20 protein-coding genes and 1 pseudogene are annotated in these 17,452 nt (G+C 63.8%); 14 read left to right on the plus strand and 7 right to left on the minus strand.

Going from position 1 to position 17,452, the window contains the following annotated elements; translation table 11 throughout:
* Nucleotides 1–1,470 (minus strand): GumC family protein (locus tag EN949_RS21795; protein ID WP_127371773.1); only part of this gene is annotated, 1,470 nt, incomplete at its 3' end.
* Between the two features lie 249 nt (nt 1,471–1,719).
* Between EN949_RS21795 and EN949_RS21800 the strand changes: the two genes are divergently transcribed.
* The 4 genes from EN949_RS21800 (at nt 1,720) to EN949_RS21815 (ending at nt 6,200) form a co-directional block, all read left to right on the plus strand.
* Nucleotides 1,720–3,216: a hypothetical protein gene (locus EN949_RS21800; protein ID WP_063168636.1), complete on the plus strand. Its 1,497-nt coding sequence runs from the start codon at nt 1,720–1,722 to the stop codon at nt 3,214–3,216.
* 118 nt (nt 3,217–3,334) lie between these two features.
* Entirely contained in the window at nt 3,335–4,525 is a 1,191-nt protein-coding gene (locus EN949_RS21805; protein ID WP_013530602.1) for an NAD(P)/FAD-dependent oxidoreductase, read from the plus strand.
* Nucleotides 4,526–4,948: 423 nt separating this feature from the next.
* Nucleotides 4,949–5,980: a hydroxyacid dehydrogenase gene (locus tag EN949_RS21810; protein WP_063168637.1), complete on the plus strand. Its 1,032-nt coding sequence runs from the start codon at nt 4,949–4,951 to the stop codon at nt 5,978–5,980.
* 109 nt (nt 5,981–6,089) lie between these two features.
* Nucleotides 6,090–6,200, plus strand: coding sequence for a hypothetical protein (locus EN949_RS21815; protein WP_082826510.1), 111 nt, complete (start codon nt 6,090–6,092; stop codon nt 6,198–6,200).
* 283 nt (nt 6,201–6,483) lie between these two features.
* Here EN949_RS21815 and EN949_RS21825 read toward each other — a convergent pair whose 3' ends face one another.
* Entirely contained in the window at nt 6,484–6,747 is a 264-nt protein-coding gene (locus EN949_RS21825; protein WP_013530598.1) for a hypothetical protein, read from the minus strand.
* Nucleotides 6,748–7,332: 585 nt separating this feature from the next.
* On the opposite strand from EN949_RS21825, the gene EN949_RS21830 reads away from it, so the two are divergent.
* Nucleotides 7,333–8,007, plus strand: a complete 675-nt coding sequence (locus tag EN949_RS21830; RefSeq protein ID WP_164746004.1) for a Crp/Fnr family transcriptional regulator — start codon at nt 7,333–7,335, stop codon at nt 8,005–8,007.
* Here the strand turns inward: EN949_RS21830 and EN949_RS21835 are convergent, their stop codons facing one another.
* Complete coding sequence (locus EN949_RS21835) at nt 8,008–8,331, minus strand: hypothetical protein (RefSeq protein ID WP_127367427.1); 324 nt, start codon at nt 8,329–8,331, stop codon at nt 8,008–8,010.
* Between the two features lie 228 nt (nt 8,332–8,559).
* Here EN949_RS21835 and EN949_RS21840 point away from each other — a divergent pair, with 228 nt between their 5' ends.
* From EN949_RS21840 to EN949_RS21855, 4 genes are all read left to right on the plus strand, one after another.
* Nucleotides 8,560–9,306, plus strand: a complete 747-nt coding sequence (locus tag EN949_RS21840) for a helix-turn-helix transcriptional regulator (RefSeq protein ID WP_127367426.1) — start codon at nt 8,560–8,562, stop codon at nt 9,304–9,306.
* A 162-nt stretch (nt 9,307–9,468) separates the two neighbouring features.
* A complete protein-coding gene (locus tag EN949_RS21845; protein WP_013530594.1) occupies nt 9,469–9,762 on the plus strand; it encodes a hypothetical protein in 294 nt (97 codons plus the stop codon).
* Between the two features lie 217 nt (nt 9,763–9,979).
* Nucleotides 9,980–11,950: an acyltransferase family protein gene (locus tag EN949_RS21850; RefSeq protein ID WP_127370919.1), complete on the plus strand. Its 1,971-nt coding sequence runs from the start codon at nt 9,980–9,982 to the stop codon at nt 11,948–11,950.
* Nucleotides 11,951–12,061: 111 nt separating this feature from the next.
* The gene (locus EN949_RS21855; protein WP_027160843.1) at nt 12,062–12,367 is read left to right on the plus strand and encodes a hypothetical protein; all 306 of its coding nucleotides are present in this window, start codon (nt 12,062–12,064) and stop codon (nt 12,365–12,367) included.
* A gap of 55 nt (nt 12,368–12,422) precedes the next feature.
* Here the strand turns inward: EN949_RS21855 and EN949_RS21860 are convergent, their stop codons facing one another.
* Nucleotides 12,423–13,025, minus strand: a complete 603-nt coding sequence (locus EN949_RS21860) for a DUF6456 domain-containing protein (protein WP_127370037.1) — start codon at nt 13,023–13,025, stop codon at nt 12,423–12,425.
* Nucleotides 13,026–13,276: 251 nt separating this feature from the next.
* On the opposite strand from EN949_RS21860, the gene EN949_RS21865 reads away from it, so the two are divergent.
* Both EN949_RS21865 and EN949_RS21870 read left to right on the plus strand, forming a co-directional pair.
* Nucleotides 13,277–13,558 carry a DUF982 domain-containing protein gene (locus EN949_RS21865; protein WP_013530587.1) on the plus strand — a complete coding sequence of 94 codons (282 nt, stop codon included), beginning with the start codon at nt 13,277–13,279 and terminating at the stop codon, nt 13,556–13,558.
* 108 nt (nt 13,559–13,666) lie between these two features.
* Entirely contained in the window at nt 13,667–13,975 is a 309-nt protein-coding gene (locus EN949_RS21870) for a DUF982 domain-containing protein (protein ID WP_032808047.1), read from the plus strand.
* Between the two features lie 249 nt (nt 13,976–14,224).
* Here EN949_RS21870 and EN949_RS21875 read toward each other — a convergent pair whose 3' ends face one another.
* On the minus strand, nt 14,225–14,893 hold the full coding sequence (locus EN949_RS21875) for a GcrA cell cycle regulator (protein WP_063170293.1): 669 nt from the start codon (nt 14,891–14,893) through the stop codon (nt 14,225–14,227).
* A 113-nt stretch (nt 14,894–15,006) separates the two neighbouring features.
* Entirely contained in the window at nt 15,007–15,276 is a 270-nt protein-coding gene (locus tag EN949_RS21880; protein WP_224621898.1) for a hypothetical protein, read from the minus strand.
* A gap of 209 nt (nt 15,277–15,485) precedes the next feature.
* On the opposite strand from EN949_RS21880, the gene EN949_RS21885 reads away from it, so the two are divergent.
* Complete coding sequence (locus EN949_RS21885) at nt 15,486–16,190, plus strand: helix-turn-helix transcriptional regulator (protein ID WP_013530583.1); 705 nt, start codon at nt 15,486–15,488, stop codon at nt 16,188–16,190.
* A 64-nt stretch (nt 16,191–16,254) separates the two neighbouring features.
* On the opposite strand, the gene EN949_RS21890 is transcribed toward EN949_RS21885, so the two are convergent.
* Complete coding sequence (locus tag EN949_RS21890; protein WP_024501757.1) at nt 16,255–16,557, minus strand: hypothetical protein; 303 nt, start codon at nt 16,555–16,557, stop codon at nt 16,255–16,257.
* A 187-nt stretch (nt 16,558–16,744) separates the two neighbouring features.
* Here EN949_RS21890 and EN949_RS21895 point away from each other — a divergent pair, with 187 nt between their 5' ends.
* The gene (locus EN949_RS21895) at nt 16,745–17,113 is read left to right on the plus strand and encodes a hypothetical protein (protein ID WP_013530581.1); all 369 of its coding nucleotides are present in this window, start codon (nt 16,745–16,747) and stop codon (nt 17,111–17,113) included.
* A 91-nt stretch (nt 17,114–17,204) separates the two neighbouring features.
* Nucleotides 17,205–17,452: pseudogene (locus tag EN949_RS21900) on the plus strand (hypothetical protein); the annotation flags it as partial.

The raw sequence follows: 17,452 nt of genomic DNA on the forward strand, positions 1-17,452 counted from the left end.
GCGCCGGCCTGTGTCCGACTTTGCCGGCACCACGCCCAGCACCGGCGCGTCGATGGCCGACTGCATCTGGGCGCTGGAAAGCACCGTCGGCGAGGAATATTCGGCGATCAGCGCCAGACCGGTGCCGAGCCCAAGGCCGCCGAATATCGCGCCCAGCAACAGCAGCGGCAGAGGCGGCCAGCTCTTCTTCAAGGCGGGCATGGCGTTGGAGATGATGCGCGCATTGGTGCTGTCGACATTGATCTGCTCGCGCGTCTCCTGGGCGCGCTGGAGATAGTTCGAGTAGACGGAACGCAGCGCCTCGAGGTCGCGCTGCAATTCGCGCAGCCGCACCGAGGCCTGATCGGTGTCGAGCGACTTGCTCTTCATGCCGGCGACCTTGGCTTCCAGCGCCTGCTGGTTGGCCAGCGCCCGTTCGTAGTCGGTCTCGGTGGCGGTGGCGATGCGGCCAAGTTCGCGCGCGATCAGCTGGCGCGTGTCGCGCAGTTGCTGCTGGGCTGCGATCAGCGAGGGATGACGCGGCCCCAACTCCGTGCCGAGCTGCGAGACCTGGTCGACCAACGTCGCCTCCTGCGCCCGCAGGCTCGAGATCACCGCCGAGCGCATTGCTTCCGAAGTTGCGTCCGGCGTGCCGCTCTGCCGGCGCATCTGGTCGACCTGCGCCTTCAGCGCCGCGGTGCGGCTCTGCGCCGCCGCAAGCTGCGTGTTGATCTCGGTCAGTTCCTGGTCGCTGACCAGATTGCCTGCCGCCATCACCATGTTGTTGGCGGACTTGTAGGCTTCGACGGCGTTTTCGGCTTGCTGGACGCGCTTGCGCTGCTCGTCCAGCCGCGCGGTGATCGACTCGGAAGCGTCCTTGGCCATTTTCGCGCGCGCGCTCGCCTGGTCGACCAGGTAGGCCTGCGCGATGGCGTTGGCCAGGAGGGCGGCTTTGTCGGCGCTCTTGGCAGTGACGATGACGTCGAGGACCAGGACCTTGTCGGCCCGCTTCACCGCCAGGCGCCGGCGCAGCGCGTCGAGTGTCTGCACCGACCTGTCGCCTTCGGCTGATGCCGAACCGAGCAGGCGCGACAGCAAGCCCTGCCCATTGAATTCCGGATCCTGCGTCAGGTTTGTCGCCGCGATCGCCCGCATCAGCACGCCTGTCGACTGGACCACGCTGACCTGGCTCTCGACCTGCGTGATGCCGCCATCGGGTGAGATACGGCTGGGATTGACGTCGTTGGTGACCACCTGCAGGTCCTGCGGATCGATCAGGATTTCCGCCGCCGAGCTGTAGAGCGCCGGTGTGAATAGGCCGTAGAGCAGGGCGACCAGCGTCAGCAGTGCGACGGTGCCGAAGATCCAGAACCGGCGGCGCACCAGGATGCGCTTCAGATCGCCCAGTTCGACAGTGGAGGCTGCATATGATCCCGCGCGTGCCGGATCCGGGGAGTGTTGCTGAGGAACCATGGGCAGGGATGATTGCATGGCTGCCTCCGACAATACTCCATATGCCGGCAAGATCAGTTTGCGGCGCTAACCTAGCTATTCCTCCAACTGTTAAAACATTGTTAATTATGTTGAGAGGTGACGTGAATTTTGGCACGCGATTTGCTTAAAAATATACATATCGAGGTGTTGGCTACGCAGCGAGCGGAGACGAATGCAAATGGGGTTACAATTTGACCGGACCGGTCTGGCCGGCAAGGCCGGGCACCGCCTTTTCGGACCTCCAACATGCAGATAAGCCTCCGCCTGGACGGCGACTGCGTCCGCGCCTTTCACGTCACGCTGCTGGAGCGCCTTGCCGCGCTCGAAGACGTCGAACTGTCCGTCGATGTCAGGCCGGCGGGCGGTGGCATTCCGCGCAGCGCCGCGGCCCTGTTTCAACTCGAAACGGCGATCCACGGACTGTCCCATGATGGACTGGCCAAGCGTGTGCCGCTTTCGGCGCTCGCGCCCTACCGGCAGTCCCCCGCTTCGCCTGACCTCGTCATCGACCTCTGCGGCGATGTCAGGCTGGAAAACACACGGATCTGGCGCGTCACCTATGACGGCGCCAGCGGCGAAGCGGCCTTGCTGGCCCTGATCCTCGCAGGTCGCACGCCGCTTGCCCGCATCGAGGAGAACGGCGTTGCGATCGCCGCCGGGCGTCTGGGCACCGAATATGGCGGCATCGCGCTGGCGTCCTTCCAGGATATGCTGGCGCGCACAGCAAGCCTGATCATAGCTGCCATGTCAGGCGCGGCAAAGTCCGTGCCTGATCTGCCCGAACCGGCGCAGGTGGGCGGCCCGCCGCCAATGCCCTCGGCGGGCAAGCTTGGGGTCAGGGCCGGCAAGGCGCTGGCGCGGCGGATCATCCAGAAGATCTATCACCTTTGCTACAACGCGCCGCACTGGAAGGTCGGCTGGCGGCAAACCGGGAGCCGCGATCTGTTCGAGCTGCGCGCGCATCCGGCGTCGGGTTGGCAAGAGTTGCCGGACGACGGCAGCCGCTTCTACGCCGATCCGTTCCCCATCCTCTACCAGGGCCAGCTGACCCTGTTCGTCGAGGACTATATCCATCGGCTCGGCAAAGCCATCATCTCCGCCGTTCCCTTCGGCCCGGCAGGCCCGCTCGGAAGGCCTGAACCGGTGTTGGAGCTGCCCTACCATCTCTCCTACCCCTTCGTCTTCGAGCGCGACGGCGAGGTCTGGATGGTGCCGGAAAGCTGCGCCAACGGCACGGTCGATCTCTACCGGGCCACAGCTTTTCCCGGCGGATGGGTCAAGGAGGCGACGCTTCTGTCCGGTGTCGTCGCCAGCGACGCCACGCTTGTCGAGCATGGCGGCGCCTGGTGGCTGTTCGCCACCGTCCGCGACGGCGGCGGCGCCTTCTCCGACGCGCTGCATCTGTGGTCGGCGCCGGATTTTCGCGGCCCCTGGACGCCGCACCCCAAAAATCCCGTGCTGATCGATATCGCCTCGGTGCGGCCGGCCGGCCGCATGGTCAGGCGCGGCAACGACCTGCTGCGCCCGGTCCAGGACTGCCGCAGGAGCTACGGCGCGGCGCTTGGCATCGCACGCATTTCTCACCTTGATTTGATCGGCATGGAGCAGGTCGTTGAAACCATCTTAAATCCAGGTGCGCTATGGAGTGGGCGTAAACTTCACACGCTCAACGAGGCTGGCGGCTTTGAGTTCATCGATGGCTCGGCGATCGCACCGCGCTGGAAGCAGCGGGCCCGCGATTAACCTAAACATTGGTTACTACCAAGCACGCGCGCCGGTTGCTTGCGGTTGATTTAGGTCCGGAAGATATTTTCTACCGGAGATTGTGAAACGCGCCGTTGCCATCAGAAAGAGCAGCAAAATGAGTATCTCAGAGGCTGGCCCGGCCCAAGTCGATGTGGCGATCGTCGGTGCCGGAATGGCCGGCACGACCTTGGCAATTCTGTTGGGACGAGCCGGCCGCAAGGTGGCGCTGATCGATCCGCACCGCGTCCACCACGAGGAATTCCGGGCCGAGAAGATCGGCATGGACCAGATGCTGCTGTTCGAAAAGCTCGGCCTCGATGCGACACTCAAGCGTCTCGTCACCTCCACGACCGACACGCATGTCTTTCGCCTCGGCCAGTTCTTCGCGCATGAGAAGAAGGCTGAATTCACATTCTCCTATGGCGCGCTGATCAATGGCCTGCGCGACGCCTTGCCTGCGCAAGTGCCGCTGACGGTCGGCAAGGTAACCGAAGTCTCGACTGGACCGGACCGGCAGCGGCTTGTGCTGGCCGACGGCACCGTCATCGATGCCCGCCTGCTGGTGGTGGCAACCGGTCACGGCGAGGCGGTGCGGCGCGCCGTCGGCGTCGAGCGTATCGAGCAATCGAAGGCGCATTCATTGTCGATGGGATTCGACCTCGCCATCTCGCCCAGCGATTTCGGTCATCAGTCCGTCACCTGCTACAGCAGGCGGGCCGCCGACCGTATCGCCTACATCAGCATCTTTCCCCTCGGCGACAAGATGCGGGCGAACATGTTCCTCTATCGCAATGTGGCCGAGCCGTGGACGCGGGCGTTCCGCCAGGAGCCGCAAAAGATGCTCTGCGAATTGATGCCCGAAATAGCCGTGCGATGCGGCAACTTCGAAGTCGCGAGTCCTGTCGAGGTCAGGCAGATCAGTCTGAGCACGACGCAAGGCCATCGCCGCGACGGGGTCATCTTCATCGGCGATGCTTTCTGTACCACGTGTCCGACGCCGGGCGTCGGCATCGGCCGCGTGATGACCGATGTCGATCAGCTCCATTCGGTTCACATTCCACGCTGGCTCGAAACTCCAGGCATGGCGGCTGACAAGATCAACGCCTTCTATGACGACCCGGTCAAGGTGGCTGCCGATGAGGATGGCATGCGGGTCAGTTACTATGCCAAGTCGATTACCGCCGACACCGGGCTGGAATGGCGCGTGCGGCGCCTGCGCAACAACACCGCGCGCCAGCTGATGATCATCGGCCGTAAGGTCCGGCATCTGGGACAACGGCGGGCACCCGTGGCCAATATGCGATAGGGCGCGACCAGTGGCGCCCTATCGCCGATATTGATTGCCCTTATAGGGCGAAGGCGTCAGTCGCCAACCGCTCAGGTTGCCGTCGGCGGAGGTGTCGATGGGGCAGTCTGGGCCGTGACACCCGAAAGCCTGTCGCGCTTCTGCAAGGTTGGTTTCTCGTATTTCTTCACTGTAAAGTGCCCTCCGAATTGATACGGCGCCAGCAGAACCAATTCCCTGCCCCATGTCAATTGTGCCATTACTGGTTCTTACGTCGTATCCACGCCATCGCGGTCAAACGATTCTTCACTGTTGCATTGCCGGCACATATCGGCTCCGACAGGTCACCTCATCCCAGCGCCAATCCCGCTCTCCTCGGCCGCGCGATGTTGTAAATCGTTTCATCCAAGGTATTTTGGCCATTGGGGAACAGAGGGAATAGTCATGTCCAACAGCGCCTTGCCGCTGGTCATCAGTGCGCCTGAACCACGCACGCTCGACCTGATCTTCACAGCCCGGCAGCTGGCGCGGCTCAAGGCGCACTATCGCATCGTCGAGACGACCGCTGACGGCGTCGCGAAACTGCCGGCCGACGTGCTGGCCGAGGCGCGCTATATCATCGGCCAGCCGCCCATATCGCCCGAAACGCTCGATCGGATGAAGACACTGCGCTGCGTCTTCAATGTCGAGACCAACCTCATCAACAATATGCCCTACGAGACGTTGTTCGCGCGCGGCATCCATGTCGTCACCACCGGCCTGGTGTTCGCCGAGCCGGTCGCGGAGCTTGGCCTTGCCATGGCACTCAATCTCGCCCGCGGCATCGTCGATGCCGACCTCGCCTTCCGCCAGGGACAGGAACTGTGGGGCGGCGACGGCAACCAGACGGCGCGGCTCTTGTCCGGCGCCGATGTCGGCATCATCGGTTTCGGCGATCTCGGCCGGGCGCTCAACCGGCTGCTGTCGGGCTTCCGCACCCGCACCAAAGTCTTCGATCCATGGCTGCCGCCATCGATCCTCATCGACAATGGCGTCGAGCCGGCCTCCCTCGACGAGGTGCTGTCGACCAGCGACTTCATCTTCGTCGTTGCCTCGGTGACCAGCGAGAACCAGGGTTTTCTCGGTGCCGACGCCTTTGCCGGCATGCGCAAGGGCGCTGCCTTCATCCTGCTCAGCCGCGCCGGCGTGGTGGACTTCCCGGCGCTGATGGCGGCGGTGAAGAGCGGCCACATCGTCGCCGCCAGCGACGTTTTTCCCGAAGAACCGCTGGCGCGGGACCATCCGGTGCGCGCCCTGCCCGGCTTCCTGCGCTCGGCTCACCGCGCCGGCGCGCTCGACATCGCCTTCAAGCGCATGGGCGATATGGTGCTGGAGGACATGGACCTGATCGACCGCGACCTGCCGCCGCTGCGCTCCAAACGCGCCGAGCGCGAGACGGTTTCGCGCATGCGTTCCAAGCCGGCCGACAGGAATTGAGGCGTGGATTTTCGTTCGGGTTGGCCGGCCCTCGACCAGGTCCGCTTGACAGGAGCGCGGCCGGCGATGACGCTGCCGCAATCGAACTTTGCGGAGGGAGGCCGTGACCATGAAGAAGATCTATGAAAAGCCGATGCTGCTCAAACGGCAGAAACTCTCCGCCGTGACGGCGCAGCAAGCCACTTCAGGAGTGACCGGTCCGATCGGCCCGACAGGCTGACGCCTCACGGTGTTCGATGAAGGTAGCATTGGACGCGCCCGCGGGTCGGCGGCGAGACGGCAGTCGCTCAAGGCGCAGCATCAGTGTTTATGGCTGCTCTTCGCTCTGCGGGCAACCGCTTCCATAAAAGAGCGGGCGGCAGCGTCACAGGCTGTTCTGGACGGTCCATTCGCGGACAGCACGACCTCCGCGGCCTTCCGCGACATGCCGTATTTCCGGGCGAAGACCGCAGCGTCGTAAGGTTCGTTTTCGGCCGGTGCCGCGGACGTGATCCTGGCCTTGGTCATTGGCGGGTCCGCCTGAAACTCTCAAGCAACTCGCCTTCATTGCGGCAGCCATTCTGGAACAGCGAAAACACCGTGGCTGCCAGAAGCTGCACGTCCGACTCCCCCGACATGCGATCAAATTTGCGCTCCAGGCAGACCCGATCGAAGACGCGCTGGCACAGTTGCAGATCGGAAGGATGGAGACCGGGATTGCGCTTACGAAGGCTCGACATAAGAAGCCCCTTTCGGAGCAGCGGCCACTTTTGATGCATGTCGTCCAAAAGTGACCTCGGCTTTGGGAGAACGACATGCATAAACAAAGACCCTAAAGCGCATCGCATAAATCGGATCAAACGCGATGCGCTTTAGACGCTGTGGGTCAAAAAATGAAATCGGGCTGAGCAAGAGTCAACATCGGCCTTCATCACAGTAACTATCGTACAATTCTCCCCCCGGTCCTCCCCCTTCTTCGAACGGTCCCCAGGCCCAGCGCGACATGGCGCTTTTCATTGGCCAGCGGATTTTATCGGCGTGATCCGGCGCTCTCATGAAATATGTCGGTTTTGTACCAAATGGCGTTTGGTACGTTTCCGACACTAACATTCAGGCCGATCTTTTCATATGCGAACAGGCGTTGGGGGGCGCCGTGCTTCGAATTTCATATCGCATTGATATCTTTCTGCGTTCAGAGCCCCTATACATAGGCCATCGTCCTCACGTTTTTACGGGCACGGACGGCTGGGAGATTGGATGGCTCTTGCCCTGCATTGGGCCACGCCATGTCTGATCCCAACAAAAACTCTGATCCCGACAAAAAACCCAATCCCGACGGGAACCATCCGTACCGAAACCAATTGCTGCGGCGCATGCCTGCGGATGATCTGGCGTTGCTCGAGCCGCACATGCAGCGCTGCGACTTGCCATTGCGCATGATGCTGGTGACCCCGAATGTTCCGATCGAGGCCGTCTACTTCATCGAACAGGGCATTGGTTCGGTGGTCGCCAGCACGGCAAGCGGCCAAGAGGCCGAAGTGGGCTTCATCGGCTTCGAAGGCATGACGGGATACTCCCTGGTGATGGGCGACGACCGTGCGCCGCATGCCTGTTTTGTCCAACTCGAAGGCGAAGCGATCCGCATCGAAGCCGGCGCTTTCAAGGCAGCTTTGGAGGCAAGTACGACCTTGCGCATGTTCCTGCTGCGCTTCGTCAACGCACTACAAACCCAGGCCGGCTGCACCGCGCTCGTCAACGCGCGGCTGAAGCTCGAGGAGCGGCTGGCGCGATGGTTGCTCATGTGCGACGACCGGGTGCCCGGCGAACATCTCGCCATCACCCACGAATTCCTGGCCATCATGCTTGGTGTCAGGCGGCCAGGCGTCACCGTCGCGCTTCAATTGCTCGAAGGCCGCGCGTTGATTCGCTCGAAACGGGGCGAGATCGTCATTCGCGACCGCGCCGGGCTGCTGGAACTCGCCAATGGCAGTTACGGCGAAGCCGAGGCCGAATATGCAAGGCTGATCGGCGAGATCGGCGCGGCCTGATCAGGAGCGGCTGCCGCCGGCATCCGGCTTGCCCGATGTCGCTTTGCCGGGCGGTGCCGCACCGCCTTTTATGGGCCCATCCCTGCCGATCGGCCCATCCCTGCCGATCGGCCCATCCCTGCCGATCGGCCCATCCTTGCTGATCGGCAAGCCGGCATGCTCCAGGCTTGCAAGCTTGCACTTCGTCTGCTCGGCCGCCGCTCCGACAAGGCAATCAATGGTGAACATGGCACCGGCGTGATCGCTTGCCGCGACCGCCTGGCGGATTTTCGTCAATTGCGCCTGCGTGTAGTCCAGAAGCTCGACCAGGTCGGTATGATCCAAACCGCCCTCCATTACAGGATGTCGAGAGGCCGATCCGAGGTCGCTCTTGCCACCGAAATACGCCCATTTACGCGGCTTGCATAGCCGGACTGTCAGAATCGTACAGCCTACGCTCTACGGGATCGTTGCCTATTGGCCAAAGGTCCATCTTCGCGCCAGCGCCACGGCATGCAAGTGTATATAAGCTATCGCTTGAATACTGGTCCGTACGTCTGTCGGGGAGATGTCGTGCCAATTCGCGAGAATCTCGCCGCCAATCTCAGGCGGCTGGTCCAGCGCCACGCTTCCGTCAGCGCGGTGTGCCGTGAGCTTGGCATCAATCGCACCCAGTTCGAGCGCTATCTGCAAGGCAAGGCGGTGCCCAACAAAACCACCGCCAGGCTGATCTGCGATTATTTCAAGATCGACGAAAACGAGCTGTATCGCGAGCCGGCTATTCCCCCAGCCAAGGGCGACGGCAACGCATCGCTGCGCGAGGCACTGTACGAAAACATGGTGCGGCCGCCGTCGCCCGCCATCGCCGGCGGCACTTATTTCACCTATTTTTCGGTTCCCGGCCGCCCCGACCTTCTGATGCGCTCGGTCACCTTCCTGCGACGTGAGGCCGAGCTGGTCACCTTCCGGCGGGTGACGCGGTGGGCCCCGGGCGATGGCCAGGGTGGCGCCAGAATGCCCGGCAACCACTACGGCGTAGCGATCTCGCGCCTGAACTGGATCTATTTCACAGGCATCAACCGCCGCCAGACAAGCGAGCCCTCGATCATGACCGTACAGTGGGCTCCCATCTCCGAACCGGTTCTGGTCGGCAAGGCGATCGTCCTCACAGGATCGGGGCCGGCCTTTGTGCCGGTCATCATGCGGCAGGACGTCACCAGGGTCAGCATGAAGCGGGCGCTGCAGATGGCCCATATCGTCAGCCTCGACGACCCCAGCGTCGATCGACTGGTGGTCAGTCTCGCACGAGAGACCCGATAAACTCGCCCCCTACGGGAAAAATCGGGGAAAGTTTCAAGTTTTTCGGCTATATTTTTCCTCGTTTCGGCTTTTTTGCGCAAAAAATGCCGGAACTTTCACCCAAACCTGTCGTTTTCCAATGGATCGTTGCTTCGACGATCCCAAAGCAACAGGAGAGTACCCATGAACATCAAGATGATCTGCTTGGGCGCCATGGCACTTTCGATGGTCGGCGGCGCGGCGTTTGCCAAAACGTCGGCTCTCGACGATCCAGCCAAGATGCAGCCCTTCTACACCGATAGCAGCATGAAGACGATGGTCAGCAACGACGACTTCGTGAAAGCCTGGAAGGCCCTTACGCCGGACGACCAGACCGCGATGATGAAGGCCTGCGAGGACGAGGCGAAGGACGCCACTGCGGCCAACAGCCATCCCGAATTCTGCAGCAGCGTGAAAGCGAACGGCGGCAGCAAGTAGCAGTCCAGCAACCCGAATGAGAAACAGCCCCGCGCGGGGCTGTTTTGCGTCTGCCGCAGGTGTGCAGACAAGCCAGCCACGCAAGGATCGGGCCCGGCCGGCACCCGGCCCATCTCCCCATTTCTGCCATGTTGCACTGCGATAAATTTGTTGCATTGCGATATCGGCCTGCACCGCCGACATTGCACAGGGGCTGGGCTTGCACGAGGGAGCCGTCGTGGCAGCATCGTTCCGGCCGGACATACAAGGATTGCGCGCGCTCGCCGTCGGCGGCGTCGTCGCCTACCATTTCGGCCTCACCGCGCTCCCCGGCGGCTTTGCCGGCGTCGACATCTTCTTCGTCATCTCGGGCTGGCTGATATCGACCCACCTCATGCAGGAGCTCGGCGAGACCGGCCGGCTCGACCTCTGGCGCTTCTATGCCAGGCGCGCGCGGCGGCTCCTGCCGGCAGCTTTGTTCGTCATCCTGGTCACGCTGGCCGCCGGCTACTTCATCCTGGCGCCGCAGGAGCAGGCGCTCTATTCGCGCGGCGCCATGTTTGCCTCCGCCTATGCCATCAATCTGTGGCTGCTGCGCTGGTCGTTCGACTATTTCGCCGCCGACGCCACCAGCAATCCCTTCATCCACTTCTGGTCGCTGTCGGTGGAGGAGCAGTTCTATCTGGCCTGGCCGGCGCTGCTTCTGCTGGCCGCCTGGCTGCGGCCGGGCCGGCGAACGGCCGCAGCCATGATCGGCGTGGTCGGCCTCGCCTCCTTCGCCGCCTGCCTGTGGCTGACCAGCGCGGCGCCGGCCTGGGCCTTCTATTTCTCGCCGCTGCGCGCCTGGGAGTTCGCTGCCGGCGGCCTGGCGACGCTGGTCCCCATGGCTTTGCTGCAGCACCGCATCTGGCTGCGGCCAGCCCTTGGCTGGCTCGGCCTGGCGCTGATTGCGACGGCCTATCGCCTGTTGAGCGAGGACCTGCCCTTCCCCGGCTGGTATGCACTGCTGCCGGTTGCCGGCACCGTGCTGGTGCTGCTGAGCGGCGGCTGCGGGGAACAGACCAACGGGCGGACCGACCGGCACGTCCTTGGCCCGGCCACCGCTTTGTCGCTGCCGCCCTTGCAATGGATCGGCACGCTCTCCTATTCGCTCTATCTCTGGCACTGGCCGGTCATCGTCTACGCCGGGATGCTGACGCCCGATCTTACGGTGCCGCAGCGGCTGGGCTGCGGCGTGCTGGCGCTGGCGCTGTCGGTGCTCACCTATCACCTCATCGAGAACCCGGCACGACGCGGCGCCTGGCTGACGGTGGGCGCTCGCGCGCTCGCACCCGCGCTGGCGCTGACCGGTGCCGGCGTGGCGGTCGCCTACGCCAATGCGCATCTGGCCACGCGCAACATCGGTCCCGAGCAGCGCGGCATCGAGCAGGCGGCCGAAAGACCTTCCATCGCGCGGGCCGTCGACAAGAACTGCCTGGCCGACTTCCAAACGGTGACGCCGAAACCCTGCACATTCGGCCCGGCCGATGCCACCCGCACCATCGTGCTGTTCGGCGATTCGCACGCCGACCACTGGTCGACGCCGCTGATCGAAGCAGCCAGGCGCAACGACACCAAGGTGGTCACCTACCTCAAATCATCGTGCCGCGCCTCGCGGCTCTCCACCTTCAACACGGTGCTGAAGCGCGACTACACCGAATGCGACGCCTGGCGCGAGCAGGCCATATCAGAGATCATCCGCCGCAAGCCGCGCCTGGTGGTGATCTCCGAATTTTCCATCGGCAATCTGACCCGCGATCTGCCCGCCGCCGAACGCACCGCCGAAGTAGCGCGCTGGCAGGCCGGCCTGCGCTCGACCTTGCAGGCCTTCAGCCGGGCCGGTGTCGAGACGGCAGTCATCCGCGACACGCCGATCAACGCCAGCTTCGCCGGCTCCTGCGTGGCGCGCACCCTGTGGTGGCGCGAGGCACCCTCGCCGCACTGCGACACGCCAAGGGCCGAAGCCGCCAACGACAGCACCGCCACCACCGAGCGCGCCGTGGTGACCAGCGTGCCCGACACCCGCTACATCGACCTCACCAACCAATTCTGCGGCCCGACCACCTGCCACGTCGTCATATCGGGCAAGCTGGCGTTTCGTGACAGGCACCATCTGGCGACGGGCTTTGCCGAGACACTGGCGGGGCCATTGGAGAGGGCCTTGTTTTAGGCGCCTGGGCATCTGCGCCCCGGTCTGCATTGTTCGTCACATCTTACGAATCTGTGGAACGAGGCTGCAACTCGGCAGTTATATTAGCCTAACCTTGAAAAGGAGGCAGCTATGAAAAAGCTCCTGCTTGTTTCGGTTATCGCCATTGCTTCGGCGGCGGCGATGATCGCCCCCGCCGACGCCCGCAGCCGTATCAGTATCGGCATTGGCGGCTATGCAGACGACTATTACGGCGACGATTATTACAATGGTTACGACTATGGCGATCGCTACTATCGCCCTTATTACCAGTACGACGCCTATGACAACGGCTACAGGCCGCGCTATTACCACCGTCACCACCGTTGCCACATCGCACTGGTCAAGCATTGGCGCCATCACCACAGGATCGTCGAGGAAATCCGCGTCTGCCGATGATCTGATCCTGTGAAAAATGATCCGGCCGGCGCCGCCGGCCGGATATTTGCGCCGCTCACCCCACCCGCCTCCTCATCATCATCCCATAATGCACTGCCAACAGATCCAGCCCCACCTTCAGCAGCTTCGTCACCACGTTCCGGCCCTCGCCGGTCTGCTCGGACAGGCGCTTGAGGGAACCGTCCGCGCAGCAGACTTGTCGTACCACGGCGGCCACCTCCCAATGGCCTAACGCTCTTGTGGCGGCGGCATAGGCCCTGCCGGCGTCGAGAACGCTGTCGGCGATGCCGCCGCCCTCGCGGCCGCCGTCGATGCGCTCGGTCCAGCGCATCGGCTTGACATCAGCCTGCTGACTGCAGCGGAAATCCTCGCGGTAGCGCAGGCCTGCCTCGCGCTGCTGGCGCGACAGCGAAGTGATGCCGACGAGCGCATCGATGGCGCGCAGCCGCACGATGCCGCCGGTCGCGGCGTAGCCGTCATTCGACACTTCGTAGACACGCGCAGCCTCCAGCGTGCCCGCTGCCAGCCGCTTGCGGCCGAAGGCGTCATCCCTGAGCGCGAAATCATGGCCGATCTCGCGGCGTATGCGCACCTGCTCGGCCTCGCCCTTCGGCAATTTCGGCGCCTGCGGTTTTGCGGGTCTGGTCTTTTTGCTCATGGGAGGCTCCTGGTTGGGATGGGTGGTGGAGGCCGGCAAGTGGCGATCCTTCGCGCGCCCTCGGCCCTGCCGGGCATCTCCCCACGCGGTGGCAGAGCGGAGCGGAGCGCTGCTCGGTTGGCCTTCAATGAACCGTAGGTCGTCGCCTCTTCGCCGCCGCGCCAGCATCCCTGCCGTCCGGCATCCAGGCTGATGGAACCGGCGCGAGTTTTCGACGTTATGTCGCGTCCATGCCAAGGGGAGGTTCGCCGATGACAGCCTTCATGCCGGTTACCGTGCGCTTTTGCGACAACAAAACCATGCTGGTCAGTTCGGTGGCCGGAGCCGCCGAGGCACTGCGCCACCAATGGCCCGACAAGACAGCGCCTGGCTATCTCGAGGCTTCCCGGCTGGTTACGCTCGCCGTGGACGGCATCTGCTGCCAGCGCATCGCGTTCGACGCCTTCACCAGGGCGGCCAAGCAGCAGAACATACTGGTCGACAGGCCCAAAAGCCGCGCCCATGACTGGCTGGATGCGGTGGCTAGCCCGTGAGGAGCGGGCGCCGCCCGAAAAATTGATGCAACCGGCCCCCAGCGGGGCGCGTTTATGGGTGCGGTAGCTGGAGCCGCGCGCAAAGCGAAGGTGAACGCCGTGGGTACGATGAAAACCGGAGTGCCGCTCAAAGTGCGGGTGGAAGATGAGATCGAAGAGATCGACAGCGTCAGCGAAGCCGCCGATTTTCTCCAGCGCTGGCCGCTGGAGCGGCGCGGCCATGTCTACCGCAGCGCGTTGAACGCCTGCAGCGCGGCGATTGCCGCCCAGATTTCCGAAGCCGACGCCATGAAGGTGTTTACCGGCTTTGCCCGGGTGACTGGCATATTGGTCGGCGAGGGCAACCCGCCGATGGCGATGGACGCAAGGAGCATGCAGAGCCGCACGCCCAAGCAAGGCCGGCAGATGCCGAAATAGGGCTTTGCTTCTTTCTCCCCGTTTACGGGGGTGAGGTGTGATCCGCGCGGCGGACGAAAAGCCAATTGCTTGGCTTTTCGAACAGCGAACGCCCGGCAGGGCAATGAGGGGCGGCGCCAGCGCTTCGGTAAGTGGCATCTGAATCGGATGCTTGAATTTCATGTCAGCTTCCATCCTGCCTCGTCAGCGCTGCCCCCCATCCGCCTGCCGGCACCTTCTCCCCGTGAACGGGGGAGAAGAGATCAAACCTCACCCCGTCGCAACAAATACGCGGCGCTGGAAGCGCGCCTGGTGGTAGGTACAATAGCTTTTCAGCGCCCCGGTGCGCATGCCGCAGCACAGCATGTCGGCGCCTGGGCGGCTGCCTGGCGCCCCCTCTTCGGCAATAGAAATGTCCGGATCCCCCTCCACCGTCAGATCCAGCGGCGCACGGCAGCGTGAAAACAGGCAATCGATGAAGCGCATCGCCACGCCATGCGGCTGCCGGCCAATGGCCGCGCGCGGCGGCGCCGGCGCCTCCAGGCGATAGGCCACGCCGTCGGCGATCAGCACGCCCACCTCGCGCACGAACGAATGCGCGCGCCTGGGCCGGGCCACTTCACGCGCATGGATGTCCTTGGCGGCAAGCACGCCCTCCATCTTGCCGACGACAGGCGTCGCTTTCGCCGACGCGCCACTCGCCCGCTTGCTTCCAGCGCGCTTGCCCACGGCCTGCCTGGATCGCGGCGGCGGCCCCTTGCCATTGGCAAAGCCGATCGCGCCGAGCATGGCGTTGCGGTGCACGATGCCGATGATGGCGTCGCGCGACACCGGACTGCCGCGCAACGCGCTGAACGCGACTGCAATCCTGGAGGCTGAGAACCCATCCTTCAGCCAGCGGGCGATCTCGTGCAATTCCGCGTCGCTATAGCTTGCCATATCCAGCTCCATCCAAAGTTCGGCCGCGCGCCGTCGGGCAGCGTCAAGGTTCGACCCGGTCGCCAGGCCGCAGTCAGGTTGTTTTTCAAGAGCCGGCTCTCAGCCGGCCAGCCTCAGCCGGCTTGGGCCGATTTCCCGCCGGCAAGGTGCAGAAGCCGCGCTTCGGCCGTGTTTCTGTCCAGGGCGGAAACTGCCCTGCCCGTCAGCCTGTCGAACAGGATGACGGTGCCGTCCTCGGTGCGGATGCAGGATCGGCCTGCCGCAAAAACAGCGCCGGCGCCATGCCGGCCGAATTGGGGGCCGAAGCCGCTGGGAGCGGCGGCTCCGGCCGTTCCGGTCGCCGGAGACAGGCGGCGGACCGGACCCGAGGCTCGTGCGGTCAAGCACTGGGCCTCGGGCTTCATCCGGGCCGGGGAGGAGGACGGCCGGGACGAAAGGGAATGGGCGGTTATGACCGCCGGGCGCGCCTCGCGTGAGGCCGGCGACTCGGCGCCATCAAAGCTGGACAGGTTTTGCATGACCGGATATAAGCATAACTCGAAAATAAATGCAAGCCATTCTTTCATAGACGAGAGCGGCTTTCATCCCTCACATGGGCGCCATGGCAAAAACGGAACTGTCGATCAAGGTCGGAGCGGCGATCCGCAAGGCGCGCAAGCAGCGCGGCCTGGTCATGCGCCACATCGCCGAGCACAACGACACCGATGTCGCCGCCGTCGGCAACTGGGAAACCGGCCGCAATCTGCCCAAGACCGAGAACCTGCTGAAGACCGCCGCCTTCCTGCGCGTCGACCCGGTTGCGCTGGGCCAGGGGCAGGTCGTGTTTCTCGACGATGCCGGACCGGTTGCCGATGCGGAGATCGTCACCGATGCGGGTCCACTACCCGCCAGCTCGATGGACATCGAGGTGCTGGGCGCGGCTGTCGGTGGCGACGATGGCGATTTCACCTTCAACGGCGAGCCGGCGGGTTACGTCCAGCGCCCGCCGGGCGTGCGCAACCTGCCGAAGGTGTTCGCCCTGCACGTGCTCTCGGATTCCATGGTGCCGCGTTACGAGCCCGGCGACCTGATCTATTGCGGCGGCCGCGACGCCGTACCGGGCGACCATGTGGTGATCGAGACCTTCCCGGAGGAAAACGAGCGCAACGGCAAGGCCTTCATCAAGAAGCTGGTCAAGCGCACGGCGGGCGAGCTGGTCGTCGAGCAGTACAACCCGCCGAAGACGCTGACCTTCAACCGCTACGCCATCAAACATGTCTGGCGCGTGATTCCGCTGAAGGAATTGCTGGGGTATTGAGCAAGGGACGCTCTTCCTTCTCCCCCTGCGGGAGAAGGAAGAACCAGCGCTGGCACCCTCCCACTCAAGCCCGCCGCGATCCCTCCAGCGGCACATCCCTGTCGCTCAGCATCCGCGCTTCGCTGCGCACGCGCTGGCGCTCGTCGACAAACGCCGCCTGGATCGAAATCGCCGTCCCCGGCAGTCCGTCGGCGCGGCAGGCCGAACAGACGATACGGCCCGACAGAGCGGACAGCGGCGTATTCCCCGTCACCCCGAACCGCTTCAGCTGATCGGGTCGCCACCACCTGTTGCGGCCACAATCGGCGCACTCGACCGAGATCGAGGCGACATGCGCGATCGTTGGTTCCTTGCCCGGCAATGCCATCGCCCCTGCCTCGTCTTTGTTCCTGATTTGTTCGCATATTCCTGTGTTTTACGCCGGGAGTCGAGTCGCAGTTTTCAAACTTTCCCAGAAGTTTTTCTTCTAGCGTAATTTGAGTTATGCTTTCATAAATGTATGAAAATGTGAGTCGGGTACGAACCTGCCCACTGCATCAGACCCGGGAGCGATAATGGACGCTTTTGCCGCCGATTTTGCCCGTTCCTGCGGCTACGCCGGCGACAGCCTGGCCTTGCTTGAAGCCTTCGAAGCAATCCGTCGCAGCGGCATCGCCCACGCCCGTCAGGATCACGTCAGGCGCAAGGCGGTGATCGACGAGTTGAAACCGTCGGAGGCGCTGTTCCTGGCCGCTATCGGTCCGGCACTCTCGGCGCAGGAGGCAATCGAGGACGCCGCCCGCTTCATAGCCTGCTGGCGCAACATACCGCGCTGGCGCCAGGAGCGGCGCCTGCCCGACCTGATCAGGGCCAAGCAGCAGCGCCTGGTGGCGCGCTATTTCCGCCGCCATGGCCACAGGCTCTGGGCAAGGGAAGCGGCGTGAGGACTGGACCAGCCATTTGCGGGTTCCATCAGCCATTTTTTCTTTCTAGACTGCGCAGGGGTGGCTGACCGTTCGACGTGCATAGTTTGGAATGTTCAAGACTGCCCGCTCAAAATTTCAAACCTGGATAACGGCCGGCGCGGGAACCATTGCCGCCCTGCTCGTCGCCGGCCTGATGGGCGCGTTCGGCGCCCTGCCCGCCCACGCCCCGCCGCAATTGCCGCCCGATGCCGCCATCGATGCCGGGCGCTGGCGGGTCCAGCCCGCGCGCGCCTATGTCAGCCGCGCCAAACTCTATGGCGTGGCGCTGAAACCAGGCCAGAAGGCGCTGGTGTTGGA

It is taken from the genome of Mesorhizobium sp. M7A.F.Ca.US.007.01.2.1 (genome assembly GCF_003998165.1).
Lineage (GTDB): Bacteria > Pseudomonadota > Alphaproteobacteria > Rhizobiales > Rhizobiaceae > Mesorhizobium > Mesorhizobium ciceri.

Coding starts and splice junctions, on each gene's coding strand:
- EN949_RS21860 (WP_127370037.1), bottom strand. CDS start 13,025: ATGAGCAAAAAGACCAGACCCGCAAAACCGCAGGCGCCGAAATTGCCG.
- EN949_RS21800 (WP_063168636.1), top strand. CDS start 1,720: ATGCAGATAAGCCTCCGCCTGGACGGCGACTGCGTCCGCGCCTTTCAC.
- EN949_RS21845 (WP_013530594.1), top strand. CDS start 9,469: ATGAACATCAAGATGATCTGCTTGGGCGCCATGGCACTTTCGATGGTC.
- EN949_RS21875 (WP_063170293.1), bottom strand. CDS start 14,893: ATGGCAAGCTATAGCGACGCGGAATTGCACGAGATCGCCCGCTGGCTG.
- EN949_RS21870 (WP_032808047.1), top strand. CDS start 13,667: ATGAAAACCGGAGTGCCGCTCAAAGTGCGGGTGGAAGATGAGATCGAA.
- EN949_RS21890 (WP_024501757.1), bottom strand. CDS start 16,557: ATGGCATTGCCGGGCAAGGAACCAACGATCGCGCATGTCGCCTCGATC.
- EN949_RS21895 (WP_013530581.1), top strand. CDS start 16,745: ATGGACGCTTTTGCCGCCGATTTTGCCCGTTCCTGCGGCTACGCCGGC.
- EN949_RS21810 (WP_063168637.1), top strand. CDS start 4,949: ATGTCCAACAGCGCCTTGCCGCTGGTCATCAGTGCGCCTGAACCACGC.
- EN949_RS21815 (WP_082826510.1), top strand. CDS start 6,090: ATGAAGAAGATCTATGAAAAGCCGATGCTGCTCAAACGGCAGAAACTC.
- EN949_RS21855 (WP_027160843.1), top strand. CDS start 12,062: ATGAAAAAGCTCCTGCTTGTTTCGGTTATCGCCATTGCTTCGGCGGCG.
- EN949_RS21885 (WP_013530583.1), top strand. CDS start 15,486: ATGGGCGCCATGGCAAAAACGGAACTGTCGATCAAGGTCGGAGCGGCG.
- EN949_RS21865 (WP_013530587.1), top strand. CDS start 13,277: ATGACAGCCTTCATGCCGGTTACCGTGCGCTTTTGCGACAACAAAACC.
- EN949_RS21830 (WP_164746004.1), top strand. CDS start 7,333: ATGCCTGCGGATGATCTGGCGTTGCTCGAGCCGCACATGCAGCGCTGC.
- EN949_RS21805 (WP_013530602.1), top strand. CDS start 3,335: ATGAGTATCTCAGAGGCTGGCCCGGCCCAAGTCGATGTGGCGATCGTC.